Annotated in this window: 13 protein-coding genes; 7 read left to right on the top strand and 6 right to left on the bottom strand. The window is 37.7% G+C overall.

The features are described 5' to 3' along the window. Positions 1–36 precede the first annotated feature (36 nt). The 5 genes from fahA to ACK4HO_RS06155 all read left to right on the top strand — a co-directional run bounded on the left by fahA (position 37) and on the right by ACK4HO_RS06155 (position 6,033). Entirely contained in the window at positions 37–1,320 is a 1,284-nt protein-coding gene (gene fahA / locus ACK4HO_RS06175) for a fumarylacetoacetase (RefSeq protein ID WP_409664066.1), read from the top strand. 51 nt (positions 1,321–1,371) lie between these two features. Continuing rightward, entirely contained in the window at positions 1,372–2,457 is a 1,086-nt protein-coding gene (gene gcvT / locus ACK4HO_RS06170; protein WP_409664063.1) for a glycine cleavage system aminomethyltransferase GcvT, read from the top strand. A gap of 2 nt (positions 2,458–2,459) precedes the next feature. Next, the gene (locus ACK4HO_RS06165) at positions 2,460–4,487 is read left to right on the top strand and encodes a S41 family peptidase (protein WP_409664060.1); all 2,028 of its coding nucleotides are present in this window, start codon (positions 2,460–2,462) and stop codon (positions 4,485–4,487) included. A gap of 95 nt (positions 4,488–4,582) precedes the next feature. Beyond that, complete coding sequence (locus ACK4HO_RS06160; protein WP_409664057.1) at positions 4,583–5,293, top strand: YebC/PmpR family DNA-binding transcriptional regulator; 711 nt, start codon at positions 4,583–4,585, stop codon at positions 5,291–5,293. 320 nt (positions 5,294–5,613) lie between these two features. Next, entirely contained in the window at positions 5,614–6,033 is a 420-nt protein-coding gene (locus ACK4HO_RS06155; protein ID WP_409664054.1) for a hypothetical protein, read from the top strand. A 91-nt stretch (positions 6,034–6,124) separates the two neighbouring features. On the opposite strand, the gene ACK4HO_RS06150 is transcribed toward ACK4HO_RS06155, so the two are convergent. From ACK4HO_RS06150 to ACK4HO_RS06140, 3 genes are all read right to left on the bottom strand, one after another. Continuing rightward, positions 6,125–7,165 carry a PLP-dependent cysteine synthase family protein gene (locus ACK4HO_RS06150; protein WP_409664051.1) on the bottom strand — a complete coding sequence of 347 codons (1,041 nt, stop codon included), beginning with the start codon at positions 7,163–7,165 and terminating at the stop codon, positions 6,125–6,127. A 79-nt stretch (positions 7,166–7,244) separates the two neighbouring features. After that, positions 7,245–9,308 carry a S9 family peptidase gene (locus ACK4HO_RS06145; protein ID WP_409664048.1) on the bottom strand — a complete coding sequence of 688 codons (2,064 nt, stop codon included), beginning with the start codon at positions 9,306–9,308 and terminating at the stop codon, positions 7,245–7,247. Positions 9,309–9,656: 348 nt separating this feature from the next. Further along, positions 9,657–10,682, bottom strand: a complete 1,026-nt coding sequence (locus ACK4HO_RS06140; RefSeq protein ID WP_409664045.1) for a threonine aldolase family protein — start codon at positions 10,680–10,682, stop codon at positions 9,657–9,659. Between the two features lie 91 nt (positions 10,683–10,773). Here ACK4HO_RS06140 and prfB point away from each other — a divergent pair. Further along, a protein-coding gene (gene prfB, locus ACK4HO_RS06135) for a peptide chain release factor 2 (RefSeq protein WP_187660477.1) occupies positions 10,774–11,872 on the top strand; the annotation gives its coding sequence in 2 pieces (ribosomal slippage) (positions 10,774–10,836 and positions 10,838–11,872; 1,098 coding nt in all). A gap of 79 nt (positions 11,873–11,951) precedes the next feature. Then, positions 11,952–12,950, top strand: coding sequence for a UDP-3-O-(3-hydroxymyristoyl)glucosamine N-acyltransferase (lpxD, locus tag ACK4HO_RS06130; protein WP_409664042.1), 999 nt, complete (start codon positions 11,952–11,954; stop codon positions 12,948–12,950). A 309-nt stretch (positions 12,951–13,259) separates the two neighbouring features. On the opposite strand, the gene ACK4HO_RS06125 is transcribed toward lpxD, so the two are convergent. The 3 genes from ACK4HO_RS06125 to ACK4HO_RS06115 all read right to left on the bottom strand — a co-directional run bounded on the left by ACK4HO_RS06125 (position 13,260) and on the right by ACK4HO_RS06115 (position 16,017). Then, the gene (locus ACK4HO_RS06125) at positions 13,260–14,027 is read right to left on the bottom strand and encodes a dienelactone hydrolase family protein (RefSeq protein WP_409664039.1); all 768 of its coding nucleotides are present in this window, start codon (positions 14,025–14,027) and stop codon (positions 13,260–13,262) included. 105 nt (positions 14,028–14,132) lie between these two features. After that, positions 14,133–14,642 carry a hypothetical protein gene (locus tag ACK4HO_RS06120; protein WP_409664036.1) on the bottom strand — a complete coding sequence of 170 codons (510 nt, stop codon included), beginning with the start codon at positions 14,640–14,642 and terminating at the stop codon, positions 14,133–14,135. A 151-nt stretch (positions 14,643–14,793) separates the two neighbouring features. Continuing rightward, positions 14,794–16,017, bottom strand: coding sequence for a porin (locus ACK4HO_RS06115; RefSeq protein WP_409664033.1), 1,224 nt, complete (start codon positions 16,015–16,017; stop codon positions 14,794–14,796). Between the last annotated feature and the right edge of the window lie 122 nt (positions 16,018–16,139).

Here is a 16,139-nt window from a genome sequence, read left to right as displayed (position 1 = left end):
GATTGCTAATTTTTCAACAACTAAATCAACAGCATCATGCCCAATACAACAAACAATCCTACCCGAAAATCATGGCTTAATATACCTGAAGACAGTGACTTCCCTATTCAAAATATTCCTTTTGGTGTTTTCTTAACCAAAGAAGATGTCATCACGATCGGAACAAGAATTGGTGATTACGCTATCGATTTAGGCGCTTTACAACAGCTAAATTATTTTGAGGGAATTGATTTGACCGATGATATGTTTATGCAAGACACATTGAACGATTTTATTTCTGACGGAAAAAAAACTTGGCGATTGGTTAGAAACCGAATTGGCGATATTTTCGATATTAACAATCCGTTACTCAGAGACAATGAAGAACACCGAGGAATAGTCATTTTTAAAATGGAAGATGTTGAAATGCAACTTCCGGTCCTAATTGGAGATTACACCGATTTTTACTCCAGCAAAGAACACGCTACTAACGTTGGTAAAATGTTCCGCGATCCGGCAAATGCTTTGTTGCCAAACTGGTTACACATTCCGGTTGGTTACCACGGAAGAAGTTCAACTATTATTCCATCCGGAATTCCAATTCACCGACCAATGGGACAAACTTTACCTAATGGCGAAACGTCACCGGTTTTTGGTCCGTCACGTTCAGTCGATTTCGAATTGGAAACTGCTTTCATCACAACCGATGCCAACATCATGGGAGAAAACATTCCCGTAACTGAAGCCGAAGATTATATTTTCGGAATGGTTTTATTGAACGACTGGAGCGCAAGAGATATTCAAAAATGGGAATATGTGCCACTCGGACCATTCTTAGCCAAAAACTTTGCGTCATCGATTTCTCCTTGGATAGTAACTATGGATGCATTGGAACCCTTTAGAACCAAAGGGCCAAACCAAGAGCCGATGCCACTTCCCTATTTGCAACAAAAAGGAAAACACGCTTTCGATATCAATTTGGAAGTGTATATCGAACCTGAAAATGTAGAGCCAAGTTTGGTTTCTAAATCCAATTTCAAATATATGTATTGGTCAATGTCACAACAATTGGCGCATCATACTTCTAACGGTTGTCGCGTAAATTCAGGAGACATGATGGGTTCGGGAACAATTTCGGGTCCAACACCTGATAGTTTTGGTTCTATGCTCGAATTAACTTGGGGCGGAAAAAATCCAATTATAATGAATGATGGCAGTGAACGCAAATTCATCAATGACAATGACACCGTGATCATGAAAGGATATTGTCAAAATAGAACGGTAAGAATTGGTTTTGGAGAAGTCGAAACCAAACTTTTACCACCATTCGTGAGAAAATAACCTTCCAACAAACAACGAACAAACACAAACAACAACACAATTTAATTTAAAATGAAAAACACAGCTTTAACACACATTCATGAAAGTTTAGGTGCCAAGATGGTTCCGTTTGCCGGTTACAATATGCCCGTGCAATATGAAGGTGTGAATGCCGAACACGAAACCGTAAGAAATGGCGTGGGCGTTTTTGACGTGTCACACATGGGTGAATTTTTGCTTACGGGCGAAAATGCTTTGGCACTAATTCAAAAAGTAACTTCTAATGACGCTTCGGTTCTCGAAATCGGGCGTGCGCAATATTCTTGTTTGCCTAATAATGACGGCGGAATTGTAGATGATTTAATCGTTTACCGAATGAAAGAAGACCAATATTTATTGGTAGTCAATGCATCAAATATCGACAAAGACTGGAAATGGATTTCTTCTCATAATGATTTAGGTGTTGACATGAAAAACATTTCTGAAGAGTATTCCTTGTTGGCCATTCAAGGACCAAAAGCTGTGGAAGCCATGCAGTCCTTAACTTCCGTAAACTTATCTGAAATCAAATATTATCATTTTGAAGTTGGGCCATTTGCCGGAGTTGACAACGTAATCATTTCTGCCACAGGTTATACCGGTTCAGGCGGATTTGAAATTTACTGCAAAAATTCAGATGCAGAACAAGTTTGGAACAAAGTATTCGAAGCCGGCGCCGCTTTTGGCATCAAACCAATTGGTTTAGCGGCTCGTGATACTTTAAGATTAGAAATGGGATTCTGTTTATACGGAAACGACATTAATGACACTACTTCTCCTTTGGAAGCCGGTTTGGGTTGGATTACCAAATTCACCAAAACTTTCACCAATTCTGAGAATCTTTTAAAACAAAAAGAAGCCGGTGTTACTCGCAAGTTGGTTGGTTTCGAATTAATAGAAAGAGGCATTCCGCGTCACGACTACGAAATTGTAGATGCTGATGGAAACAACATCGGAATCGTTACTTCGGGAACTATGGCACCATCTTTAGGCAAAGGAATTGGAATGGGTTATGTCAAAACTGAATTTGCAGCCGTTGACAGTGATATCTACATTCAAATCAGAAACAATAAAGTAAAAGCAAAAGTAGCCAAATTGCCCTTTTATAAAAAACAATAGATGTGAACAAATTACTTGTCTTAGCGGGTTTTCTTCCTTTCATTCTTTTCGGACAAACTGAAAAGAATCCTTGTGAAACTTTATCAAAAATTAACCTGCTCATACAAGAGAATCACTATAAACCCAAACCGGTAGACGATAGTTTATCGGTTTATGTTTTTAAAACATTCCTTAGTCAATTAGACGATGAAAACCGCTTGTTTATTGAGTCTGAAATCAAAGCACTTCAAAAACACGAACTCAAAATTGACGATTATCTCAAAAACAACAACTGTAGTTTTTTAGATGAATTTTATACCGCCTACTCCAAAACCATTGCGAGATACAAAGTGTTATTGGCAGCCATCAAGAAAGAACCTTTTCCTATGAGCAGTACCGAAAAAGTAGTCTTTTCAAAAGAAGCTTTTCCTTATGCCAAAGAAGAAAAAGAGCTAAAACATTTGTACAAAAAAAGATTACTGTACAATATACTTCGCGATGTGGCGGAATTGAGTACCAACAAAGATTCGCTTACCGCTAATTTCGAAACATTGGCTGCAGCCAGTAAAGCCAAGGTTTTTGAGAAAAGCGAATGTAAAATTCAAAGCTACGCAATGAACAAAGCCGAGTTTAATTCGGTTTTCTTTTCTGCCTTTTGCTCCTATTTTGATCCTCATACGGAATATTTTTCTCAAAGCGAAAAGTCTTCTTTTTATTCAACAGTAAGTTCCGACAACTTGACTTTTGGACTTTATGTTTCTGTGACTGAAAAAGACGAAATGACCGTAGACGACATTATTCCGGGAAGTTCAGCCTACTTCACTGAAAAAATTGACAAAGGCGACACACTTTTAAAAGTCAAATATAAAGAGGAAGAATACGAGATTGCTTGTTCGTCTATGAAGAAAATTGATGAAATCATTACGTCAAACGAATACAAAACAGCCGATTTCACCTTCAGAAAAAAAACCGGTGAAGTATACAGCGTTCGACTCAACAAAAAGATAATGAAAGATTATCAAAATAATGTTTTCAGTTTTAAGTTGAAAAAAGAGAACAGCACTTTTGGTTACATCAGAATTCCGAGCTTCTACGCTACTTTTGAAAATGGAAAATCGAGTGTCAGCGGTGATGTAGCCAAAGAAATTTACAAACTCCAACAAGATCAAATCGACGGCTTAATCATTGATGTGGAAAACAATGGCGGCGGTTCTATGGAAGAAGCCATAAGGCTTTCTGGTTTGTTTATTGATGCGGGTCCGCTAGCGGTGATGAACAACAACAAAAACAAAAAGGAAATCTTAAAAGACATGAATCGCGGCACTATTTACAATGGTCCGATGATAGTAATGATTAATGGTTTTTCTGCCTCTGCCAGTGAGTTTTTTGCCAATGCCATGCAAGATTACAGTCGGGCACTAATCATCGGAAACCGTTCGTTAGGCAAAGCTTCTATGCAACGCATATTTCCCATCAATTCTGAGAATGATGAATTTTTAAAATTGACTTTAGAGAAATTCTATCGCGTTACCGGAAAAAGCAATCAATACAGCGGCATCATACCCGATGTGGAAATACCGTTGTTGTTTGACAAACAAATGCCGAGAGAAGACAGCAATAAAACCGCCTTAAAAAATGATGAAATCGGTATCAATGTAAAATACAACCGATTGGCCAACGAGCGCATAAAAACCAATGCCATCAGCTTGAGTCAGTATCGCATTGACAATGATAAATTAGCCAGTGATATCAAACTCCTTAATGCCAAAATCAATCCGCTCTACGATAATGATTTACCACCGGTATTGCTGCAATTTTCTGCCGTATTTGATGATGTCTCTAAAATAAACAAGCTTTGGAAAGAAATCCAATCCACCAATGAAAGAACCTATCCAATAGCCGTAGAACAAAATTCAACCGATGATGAATACCAAAAATATGATGACTATTTGAGAAGCTGCAACACGGAAAGAATCAAAGAAATCAAACAAAACTACCATATTCTGGAAGCCTTAAATATCTTAAACGATGTTAAAAACTTTAAACCATAGCCGATTGCATTAACTTAATTTCGGCTGACGTATTTGTTTGCAATAACCGAATAAACCCTTATTTTTGCACAAAATAAAAAAACATTCTATCAGAAATGGGAAGAGCATTTGAATTTAGAAAAGGAAGAAAAATGAAGCGTTGGTCAGCCATGGCCAAAGCCTTTACTCGTATTGGAAAAGACATCGTGATGGCGGTGAAAGAAGGCGGACCAAACCCGGAAGCCAATTCCCGCTTGAGAGCCGTGATGCAAAATGCTAAGTCGGCCAACATGCCGAAAGAAAACGTTGAACGCGCCATTAAAAAGGCAACCGACAAAGATACCGCCAACTATAAAGAACAACTTTTTGAAGGCTATGCACCGCACGGAATTGCCCTTTTAATTGAAACCGCTACCGACAACAACAACAGAACTGTTGCTAATATCAGAAGCTATTTCAACAAATGCAACGGAACATTGGGAACACAAGGTTCGGTAGAATTCATGTTCGACCACACTTGTAATTTCAGAATCCCGAATAACAATATCGACATCGAAGAAATGGAACTAGAATTTATCGACTTCGGTGCCGAAGAAATCTTTGCCGATGAAGACGGAATCCTTATCTACGCACCTTTCGAGAGTTTTGGAGCTATTCAAAAAGAACTAGAAAGCCGTGGTATAGAAATTTTATCCTCAGGATTTGAAAGAATTCCGCAAATCACTAAAAAGTTAACCGAAGCCGAAATGGCCGACGTAGAAAAATTAATCGAGAAAATCGAAGAAGATGACGACGTGATGAACGTGTATCATACGATGGAAGAATAAATATTAGATATTAGATATTAAATTTTAGATATTAAATATAACGCTAGGCATTTGCTTGGCGTTTTTTGTTTTTAGGAGCAGAACGTTTTGGCTTTCTTAGAACACTGCTCCCGCTATCCGCGCTACACGGTAGCTTGCTCCTATCGGGGCTAGAATTGCGAATCTGCGTTACTACAAGAGTTTATAAAACGGATAGCACATATTTTCAACGTGATAGCGAGGATTTTCAATCCGTGCCCACAAAAACGAATTACATTAAGCAAAACCTAACGTTATCTAATGTGAATTCCGTATCTTAGACAGTATAAAACTCTTAAGTCATGAAACCTCTACACTATATTGCAGCGCTGATTTTTACAGCAACAACTCTAACCGCGCAGGAAATTAAACTAAAAGACAATATTGTTTATTCGGGCGATACACCGGCATTCAGCTTTGCCAAAAAATCAATGGGCAACGAGTTGTATGTTTACAAACTCAACACCAAAGAAGAATTGCTTAACATCATTGTAGACAACAATAATACGGAAAGCAAAGTCGATGACAGTAAAAAAATAGTTTTTGCCAAAGAAAACACCACGATTCAATCCAAAAACTTCCGTGAACAAAAATGGGATTTCTTAATCGCCTTGTTACTCGAAGAAAAAGTAATTAACCTTAAAGGTGACATCAATCTCGACAACCTCAAACGGTTCAAGGCAAAGTATGATGAAAAAGACGTCAATAAAACCATGCGATAGCAATTGATAGCGAGGATTTACAATCCGTGCCTACAAAAAAAAAAACGCCAAGCAAATGCTCGGCGTTTTCTATATCTTAAAGTAATTCTAATTACTTAATAAACTCAATCTTCTGTACTTCTTCCGCATTAATACTGTCAAAGAAACCTTGTTCATTCATCCAGTCGTCGCTATATACTTTACTCATATAACGCGAACCGTGGTCAGGGAAAATCGCAATTACATTACTGTTTTCGTCAAATTCACCTTCTTCGGCGTATTGTTTAATGGCTTGCATTACGGCTCCAGAAGTGTAGCCTACAAACAATCCTTCTTTTTTAGCAATTTCTCTGGTGGTGTGTGCACTCTCTTCATCGGTAACTTTCATAAAATGATCGATAGCATCGAAGTCGGTTGCGGTTGGGATTAAGTTTTTCCCTAAACCTTCTATTCTGTATGGGTAAATTTCATCGGCATCAAACTCTTTGGTTTCGTGGTATTTTTTCAATACTGAACCAAAAGCATCTACTCCTAAAATTCTAATATTCGGATTTTGTTCTTTCAAGAACTTTGCTGCTCCTGAAATCGTTCCTCCGGTGCCGCTGCACGCAATCAAATGGGTAATTTGTCCGTTGGTTTGTTCCCAAATTTCCGGACCCGTTGATTTGTAATGTGCATCTATATTCAATTGGTTAAAATACTGATTGATGTAGATAGAACCTTTGGTTTCTTCGTGTAAGCGCTTGGCTACGTTGTAGTAAGAACGCTCGTCATCGGCAGAAACGTGTGCCGGACAAACATATACTTTGGCACCCAAACTGCGCAACATGTCTATTTTATCTTTCGAAGATTTTGAACTCACCGCCAAGATACAGCTGTATCCTTTGATGATACTTACCATAGCCAAACTAAAACCGGTGTTACCCGATGTAGTTTCAATGATAGTATCTCCCGGCGTTAATATGCCTTGTTTTTCTGCTTCTTCAATAATATATAATGCAATTCTGTCTTTGGTGGAATGACCAGGGTTGAAAGCTTCAACCTTAGCATAAAAATTTCCCGGTAAAGATTCTGTGATTTTATTAAGTCTAATAAGAGGTGTATTCCCTATTAAACTTAACACATTATCGTGAGCTTTTATATTTTCTTTCATAAAATAAATTAGTCAAGGCGTATTAACAAGTCTATTTTGCAGACTTTTTAACTTTGCAAATTTAATAAAATATTTTAAACTATCTTTTTATTCCTTCTAAATCTAACAAAAAACTGTATTCTTTGGCGATTTCCTTAATGGCTTCAAACCTTCCCGACGCTCCGCCGTGACCTGCTTCCATGTTGGTATCCAAATATAACTGATTATTATCAGTTTTCAAAATTCTTAATTTGGCGACCCATTTCGCTGGTTCCCAATATTGTACCTGAGAATCATGCAATCCGGTCGATACATACATATTCGGATAGTCTTGCGCGACTACATTGTCATAAGGCGAATAGGAAAGCATATAATTATAATATTTCTTTACATTCGGATTACCCCATTCATCATATTCACCCGTCGTTAATGGGATTGTATCGTCTAACATTGTTGTTACTACATCCACAAACGGCACTTGCGCGATGACTCCGTGGTACAAAGATGGTGCCATGTTGACTACTGCACCCATCAACAGACCTCCGGCAGAACCACCTTCGGCATACAAATGTTGTGGTGACGTATATTTATTGTCAATCAAAAATTGCGAACAATCGATGAAATCGGTGAACGTGTTTTTCTTTTTGAGCAACTTTCCGTCTTCATACCATTGTCGGCCTAAATCTTCACCGCCGCGGATGTGAGCTATGGCAAAAATAAAACCGCGGTCTAACAACGTCAATCTTACCGAGGAGAAATAACAATCCATCGTAGCACCATAAGAACCATAAGCATACAAAAGCGTTGGATTGTTTCCATCTTTCTTGATGCCTTTGCGATACACCATTGATATTGGGACTTTAGTTCCGTCTTTGGCTGTTGCCCAAAGTCGTTCTTCGGTGTAATTGTTTTTATCGAATTGTCCACCTAAAACTTCGTGTTCTTTCAACAAGGTTTTGGTCTTCGTTTTCATATTGAAATCAAATACAGATGATGGCACTGCTAATGATTGAAAGCTATAACGAAGGATTTCAGTATCAAAATCGAGATTGGTTGTGGTGTAAGCTGTATAAGTTTCACTGTCGAAAGGCAAATAGTATTCTCCTTTCCCACTCCATGGCATGATTCGAATTTGGTTCAAACCATTAGCCCGCTCGGCAACAACTAAATAGTCTTTAAAAATATCAATATCTTCCAACAAAACATCTTCTCGGTGCGCAATCACATCTACCCAATTTTCTTTTGTAGTAGCGTTTTCCGGTGTTTTCATCAACTTGAAGTTGGTTGCTTTGTCTTTATTGGTAACGATATAAAAATGGTCTCCAAAATGCGACATCGAATATTCTAAACCGCGTGTTCTTTTTTGGAAAATGGTAAACTTAGCATCCGGAGTTGCCGATAAAACCGTTCGGTATTCAGTAGTTAGCGTGCTGTTAGAATTGATAATGATGTATTTTTTCGACTTCGATTTGTAAACCGAAACATCAAACGTTTCATCTTTTTCAAAGTAAACCAATTTGTCTTTATCGGAAGTCGTTCCGATTTTATGCTTATAAATCTTATCCGAACGCAAGGTTTGGTCGTCTTTTCGGGTGTAAAATAAAGTCTTGTTGTCACTTGCCCAAGTTGCGCCACCGGTAGTATTTTCAATCTTTACGGGAAGTATTTCTCCGGTTTGAAGATTCTTAATCTGAATAGTATATTGTCTTCTCGAAACAGTATCGGTACCAAAACTCGCCCAAACATTGTCTTCACTAATACTCAATCCGGCCAAGTTGAAATAGGTAAACCCTTTCGCCATTTCGTTGCAATCGAATAGGATTTCTTCTTGGGCTTCCAAACTGCCTTTTTTGCGCGAATGAATTGGGTAATCTTTACCTTTTTCAAAACGCGTAATATAATAATAGCCGTTGTAGAAATAAGGAACCGATTCGTCATCTTCCTTAATTCGGGCTTTCATTTCTTCGAATAAATCCTTTTGGAAATCTTTGGTATGCGCAGTGGATTGCTGGTAGTATTCGTTCTCTTGATTGAGATAATCAATCACTTCCGCTTTTTCTCTTTGGTTTAACCAATAATAATCATCGGTACGAACATGACCGTGTTTTTCCAACTGGTGTGGAATAATAGTAGCTTTTGGCGGTAATAGAATGGTTTCGGGCATGGAGTTGTTTATTATTAGTACAAAAATAGCTATAATGCCTAAACAAGTTTTGACAAGCTCAGGAAGTTATAAACTTAAAAATTAACATTTAACCATTACTTAATCACTACAAATCGATTTGGTTACAATATTAAGAACAAGATAGGCTCAACAATAGACAAGATAGGTCCAACAATAAGCAAGATAGGCTCAACAATAGACAAGATAGGCTCAACAATAAGCAAGATAGGTCCAACAATAGACAAGATAGGCTCAACAATAAGCAAGATACGTCCAACAATAAACAAGAAAGGCTTTACTAATGACAAGAGAAGCTATGCAAACACCAAGAAAGGTTCTACTTAAAGTTTAAAATTCAATCTTTCCTAACGTTTCAAGGACGTATTCGTGCATAACTTGACGGTAATCTAAATGCGTAACCATACGCAATGCGCCTTTTCCTAGTAAACTGATTACGATTCCTTTTTGTTTAAGCTTGTCCATTACCGCTTTGTCATCAATATGTGGCTGAACGGAGAACACAATGATATTGGTTTCAACAAGTTCTACTTTTGCGACCCAAGATAATTGTTGTAATGCTTGGCCGAGTTCTTTTGCTCTTCTGTGATCGTCAGTTAATCGGTTGATATTGTTTTGCAATGCATAAATGCCGGCTGCCGCCAAATAACCCGATTGGCGCATGTTGCCACCAAATATTTTTCGAATACGCAAAGCGCGATGCATCGTCTCAGCATCGGAAATCAATACAGAACCAATCGGTGCACCTAAACCTTTAGAAAAACAAACGGAAATCGTATCGAATAATTCTCCAAAATGCTTTGGATGTTGCTTTTTCTCTACAATCGCATTCCACAAACGAGCGCCGTCTAAGTGGTATTTTAAGTTGTTATCGACACAAACTTGTTTGATTTTTTTCAATTCCTCTAAATCATAACAAGCACCGCCACCTTTATTGGTCGTGTTTTCAATCGCTACCATTTTCGACAATGGCGCGTGGTAAAACTCGGGGTCATTAATTCCGGCTTTAACTTGTTCGGCGGTAATCATTCCACGGTTTCCATCTAACAAATTAAAATTGACACCACTATTAAAAGAAGCGCCACCTGATTCGTATAAATGAATGTGCGACCATTTATCGCAAATGATTTGGTCACCGGGATTGGTGTTTAATTTAATCGCCGTTTGGTTCGCCATCGTTCCCGAAGGAAAAAACAAAGCGGCTTCTTTCTCAAATAAATCGGCTACCATTTTTTCAAAAGCATTTACGGTTGGGTCTTGCTTAAACACGTCATCACCTACTTTGGCGTTGAACATGGCTTGCAACATTTCGGGAGAAGGTTTGGTTACGGTATCGCTGATTAAATTAATTTCCATATTCTGTTTGTATCGCTTACTTTTGTTGAAATTTAAACCTGACAGCTTATAAAAGCCGGTTAGGTTTATAAACCACAAAACTACATTATTTATGACAAATACCGAACAAATAAAAGGTATTGTAGAGCGCCTTGGTGCGTTGAGGAGGTATCTTTGACATTGATGCCAAGCTTATAGAAATTACCAACGAAGAGGAAAAAACCTTTGCGCCCGACTTTTGGAACAACGCCAAAGAAGCCGAAATCATTGTCAGAAACTTGCGCTCCAAGAAAAAATGGGTCGAAGATTTTGAAAAAGGCAATGCCATGGCGGAAGAACTCCAAATGGTGTACGAATTTTTCAAAGACGGCGATGCCACCGAAGCGGAACTCGACGAACAATACGAACTCACCAATACCCATATCGAAAGTTTAGAATTCAAAAACATGCTTTCTGACGAAGGCGATAGTTTGAGTGCTGTGCTGCAAATTACGGCCGGTGCTGGTGGAACGGAGAGTTGTGATTGGGCGTCAATGTTAATGCGCATGTATTTGATGTGGGCGGAAAATCAAGGGTATAAAGTCAAAGAGTTGAACTTTCAAGAAGGAGAAGTAGCCGGAATCAAAACCGTGACTTTAGAAATCGAAGGTGATTATGCTTTTGGTTACCTAAAAGGGGAAAACGGCGTACATCGTTTGGTGAGAATTTCACCATTTGACAGTAATGCCAAACGCCATACTTCCTTTGCTTCCGTTTATGTTTATCCCTTGGTGGATGATACTATCGAAATTGAAATTAATCCAGCCGATATAGAAATCATCACTTCTCGTTCGAGTGGCGCCGGTGGACAGAACGTAAATAAGGTAGAAACCAAAGTACAGTTATTCCATAAACCAACGGGAATCCAAATTCAGTGTTCGGAAACGCGTTCGCAACAAGACAACAGACAGCGTGCGATGCAAATGTTGAAATCGCAATTGTATGAAATAGAGTTAAAAAAACAACAAGCCCAACGCAGCGATATCGAAGCAGGTAAAATGAAAATCGAATGGGGTTCACAAATTCGGAATTATGTGATGCATCCTTATAAATTGGTCAAAGACGTGCGTTCCGGTTACGAAACCAGCGATGTTGATGGCGTAATGAATGGTAACATTGATGAATTCTTGAAAGCTTATTTGATGATGATGGGACAAAAAGAAGAAGAATAAACAGTCATTCTGTTTTGGATAATTAGGATATTCAAATGCAATTTCAGTAATTTGAGAATTATAACCAACCAAAACCACTATGAGTTCTTTCTCAATTCAAGAAATTAATGAGGTATTACAAGGCGAAATCGTCGGCAATACATCACATAAAATAACAGCTCCGGAGCAATTAGAATCTGCTTCGGAGACTGAAATATCCTTTATTGGCAACAAAAAATATGAAAAGCTTTGGGCTACTTCCAAAGCTTGTGTTGCCGTCGTAAACCAAGACATCAGTATTGAACCCGGAGACAATCGAGCATTTATCAAAGTAAAAAATGCCGATTTAGCCATGTCACAAGTATTGGAGATGTTTGCTCCTGCTCCGCCGGTTTTCTCTGTAGATATTCATCCAACAGCTATTATTGACGACTCCGTTTCTATAGGAAATGGTGTCCGAATTGGAGCCGGATGTTATATTGGTCCGAATGTAATCATTGGAGAAAACACTACCATTTATCCGAATGTGACTATTTTGGACGAATGTACCATTGGTAAAAATACCATTATTTGGTCGGGAACAGTAATCAGGGAACGTTGTCATGTGGGCAGTCATTGTATTTTGCATCCTAACTGCACCATAGGCGCAGACGGTTTCGGTTTCAGGCCTTGTACGGAAAGAGGTTTGGTTAAAATTCCGCAAATTGGAAATGTGATTTTGGGTAATGGGGTTGAAATTGGTGCCAACTCTTGCGTTGACCGAGGCAAATTCAGCTCGACCGTACTTGGCGATGGTTGTAAAATTGATAATTTAGTGCAAATTGGGCACAACTCTAAGTTGGGCAAATTCTGTATCATGGCCGGGAATTCCGGTTTGGCCGGTTCGGTAACTTTAGGAAACGGCGTTATCATTGGCGGAAGCGCTTCGATAAAAGACCATACAACCATTGGAGATGGCGCTATAGTTGGAGCAGGTTCAGGTGTTGCCGGAGATATTGAAGCAGGAAAAACAGTTTTAGGTTATCCTGCGATTGATGCGCGAGATGCTTTGAAACAATGGGCTATTTTGAAAAGATTGGTAAGAGACTCAAATAAATAATTATAAATTTTGAATTATAAATTATAAATGAAATTAGCATTTAGAATGCATTAACAAAAACTTTAAAAACAATTTAAAATTTATAATTTATAATTTAAAATAACAATGTATATTTGCCACGAGGATTCCGAAAGGGAGTTACACCTCACCGCAATTGTCGATCGCTCCAGATCGACTTTTGTATTTTATAGAAATAATGAAGCCCAAAGTAGATAACTATTTTGGGCTTTTTTTATTAACTTTTACCACATAGATTCATAGAAAAGAATGATATAACTTTTAAAATCTATGATTCTATTTGGTGAAAACTTACAACACTTCTTTTAGGAAATCTTTTAGGGCAATCCACGAACGTTTGTCGGCCAATTCATTGTGTGCTGCGCCTTTGCTGTTGTCGCTTCCGGCATCTTTATGGGTAAAAGCGTGCACGGAATTGGCATAAAAAACCATTTGCCAATCGGCACCGGAAGCTCTCATTTCTGTTTGAAAACCATCTACTTCTTCTTTCGGAACAAAAGGATCATCGGCACCGTGAAAGACTAAGACTTTTGGGTTGATTTTCCCAACAGCTCTGGTAACATCTTTCCCTAAGCCACCGTGAAAAGAAACTACTCCTTGCACTTTTAGATTGGCTCTCGCCGCTTCAATAGATCCTGTTCCGCCAAAGCAATAACCCATTACAACAATTTTATCGGGATTGGCACCCAATTTAACTAGTTGGTCTAAAGCCAATTGGATACGCTTTTGATACTCCGCATAATTCTTTTTGTAATAACCGGCATTTTTTCCGGCTTCGGCACTGTTTTTCGGACGGTTGTCTTTTCCGTAAATATCGGCAACGAAAGAATAATATCCCAATTCAGCTAATTTCTCCGCGCTTTCTTTAGAATGGGCATCAATTCCAAACCAAGCGGGTAAAACCAACACACCGGGTTTGTCTTTCAAGTCACTTTTTGGCATAATACCAAAACCACTTAACGTTTGTTCACCGTCTTTGTAGTCGACTGCGTTGAGTTGGGCAAATGAGATAAATGATGATGACATAATAAGAGCAAGAAGGATTGTTTTTAGTTTCATAGTATTTAAATTAATTACGATTAAAATTAATCATAAAATGTTAAAACAAAAGTTAATGCGTTATTAAATAAAAAAGCATCCGATGTCCGAATGCTTTTGTAATTGCTATTTTTTCTTTTTAGACTTTGACTTTTTTTTGTCTTTCTCTTTTTTAGCTTTTGCTTTAGCCTTATCTTTTTTTTCTTTTTCCTTAGCTTTTTCTTTTTTGGCTTTGGCTTTTTTCTTGGCTTTTTCTTTTTTCTCTTTTTCCTTTTCCTTTTCTTTTTTAGCCTTAGCCTTTTTCTTCGCTTTCTCTTTTTTCTCTTTTTCTTTTGCCTTCGCTTTTTTGGCTTTTTCTTTATCAGAATCTTTCATAATTTCCGGTGTTTCTTGGTTAATAATGCTTACTGAAACCTCTTCATTGCTAGTGGCAATATTTTCAGCTTTTTTTTGTGTAGTTGTTTTTCTTGGTGTTACCACTTTAGGAATTGTTGTTTTAACAACAGTAGTTGTTCTTCTTCTTGGTGCAGGCTTTGGTGACTCTACTTTTGCAACCTCTTCAGTTGGTGTTTGGTTCACCGAAACAGAATTAACTTCCGGTGTTGTTTCGCTAACCGTTTCATTTCTTTTTATCATTGTATTTTCTTTATTGTTAAACTTAATGTAAATTATTTGTTAATTTAATGTAAACAAAAGTAATATATAAAAGAATAGCCCAATGTTAAGTTTTCGTTTTAGGCAAAAACTTAACATTGGGATTAATAAGAGTTTAAAATATAAAGGTGTATTAGATTCCGATTTCGACTTGAAAACGCAAGTACCAATTGTTTTTAGAAGAGCCGTCGAAATATTTCAAGGTGTCATAGTTAACCTCTGCTTGCAATTTGAAAGAGTGCTCCCAAATGTATCTTGTGATACCAACTGAATATTCTCTTGTATTTGGTGTTAAGGCTTCAATGTCTTTGCCAACATTTTGAGTCGAATATCGGGCAATGAATTCATAATTAGACTTTGTGATGTAACTGGCTTGGTAGTCAAATCCGTTACCTACAAAAACATAATTGCTTTCGGTAATGTCATCCGGATTAATCGTTAATGCGTTATCGTTTGTGGTTCTCGACATATAACTCATCATAGCAGCCCAACCATTGTATTTGAACATGGCGTCTAACAAAACAGATTGCATAGTTCTACTTTCGAATAAATCATTACCTAATTGACCTTGTGTACGTTGGGCATGATTGTTTTGTTGAAAAGCACCCGACAATAATACTTTTGGTTTCTTCTCACGGATAATGTCGCCTTCAAAATAAGTACCGTCTTTAGTAAATGCGCCAAACGGAAATAATTCAACTTTTCCTGTTAACGCTACTCCATCATCAGATTTTCCGGTTTGGTTTCTACCTTCTCCACCTGAAAGAGCTGCTTTTAAATTATAGGAGAATTTATCTTTGAATTCATTCATGTTATGGACTTGAAAACCAAAATCCCTATCAATGGTAAACTTAGCATTGTTGATGGTTCTGTCGGTTAATTGCAAACCTCCGGATGAATTCACACGTTGGCGGTTTCCGGGTAACTTCGTTTGTCCAAAGCTTATGTTCCAATTTTTATTTGGTCGGTAAAAAACAACGGCATCTCTTATTATATTAATATTCTCACCTTCTTTAACTTCGCCAATATCACCGGGTGCAAATGACAATTGGATGGCATACAAGAATTTCGGATTCCCAACATAACCGTCAAATCGCAAACGCAAGCGGCGTACTTGTCCGTCATAGGCACCATTTTCGCCTTCATTTTCAATATAAGTAACTCGATTTTGCATTCGGAAACGAATGTTCATTTGAAACAAACTATCCGGAGAAGTCATCCCAATACCCTTACCAAAACTGTAATAGGGCAAAGCTGATAATTTAACGTCATTATCATTTTTGTTTTGTTCAATTGTAATTTGGGCAGATATGGAAATTGATACGAGTAAAGTAACAATTACTAATATTTTTTTCATGTTTAGTCGTCTGTTGTAGTTTAGTTTTATTGTTTTTTACAATAATTTGATATTAAAGAAATGATTTGATAACAAATAAGGATTGGTTATAAAAAAAACCAACCTTACAGTCGGCTTTTAAA

The sequence above is a fragment of the Flavobacterium sp. genome (genome assembly GCF_046296355.1).
Taxonomy (GTDB): Bacteria; Bacteroidota; Bacteroidia; order Flavobacteriales; family Flavobacteriaceae; genus Flavobacterium.
Note: the sequence above shows the minus strand (reverse complement) of the source record. Positions and strands in the feature narration are given on the sequence as shown.

Coding starts and splice junctions, on each gene's coding strand:
- gcvT (WP_409664063.1), top strand. CDS start 1,372: ATGAAAAACACAGCTTTAACACACATTCATGAAAGTTTAGGTGCCAAG.
- ACK4HO_RS06140 (WP_409664045.1), bottom strand. CDS start 10,682: ATGGAAATTAATTTAATCAGCGATACCGTAACCAAACCTTCTCCCGAA.
- ACK4HO_RS06155 (WP_409664054.1), top strand. CDS start 5,614: ATGAAACCTCTACACTATATTGCAGCGCTGATTTTTACAGCAACAACT.
- ACK4HO_RS06150 (WP_409664051.1), bottom strand. CDS start 7,165: ATGAAAGAAAATATAAAAGCTCACGATAATGTGTTAAGTTTAATAGGG.
- ACK4HO_RS06125 (WP_409664039.1), bottom strand. CDS start 14,027: ATGAAACTAAAAACAATCCTTCTTGCTCTTATTATGTCATCATCATTT.
- ACK4HO_RS06145 (WP_409664048.1), bottom strand. CDS start 9,308: ATGCCCGAAACCATTCTATTACCGCCAAAAGCTACTATTATTCCACAC.
- lpxD (WP_409664042.1), top strand. CDS start 11,952: ATGAGTTCTTTCTCAATTCAAGAAATTAATGAGGTATTACAAGGCGAA.
- ACK4HO_RS06120 (WP_409664036.1), bottom strand. CDS start 14,642: ATGATAAAAAGAAATGAAACGGTTAGCGAAACAACACCGGAAGTTAAT.
- ACK4HO_RS06160 (WP_409664057.1), top strand. CDS start 4,583: ATGGGAAGAGCATTTGAATTTAGAAAAGGAAGAAAAATGAAGCGTTGG.
- ACK4HO_RS06115 (WP_409664033.1), bottom strand. CDS start 16,017: ATGAAAAAAATATTAGTAATTGTTACTTTACTCGTATCAATTTCCATA.
- fahA (WP_409664066.1), top strand. CDS start 37: ATGCCCAATACAACAAACAATCCTACCCGAAAATCATGGCTTAATATA.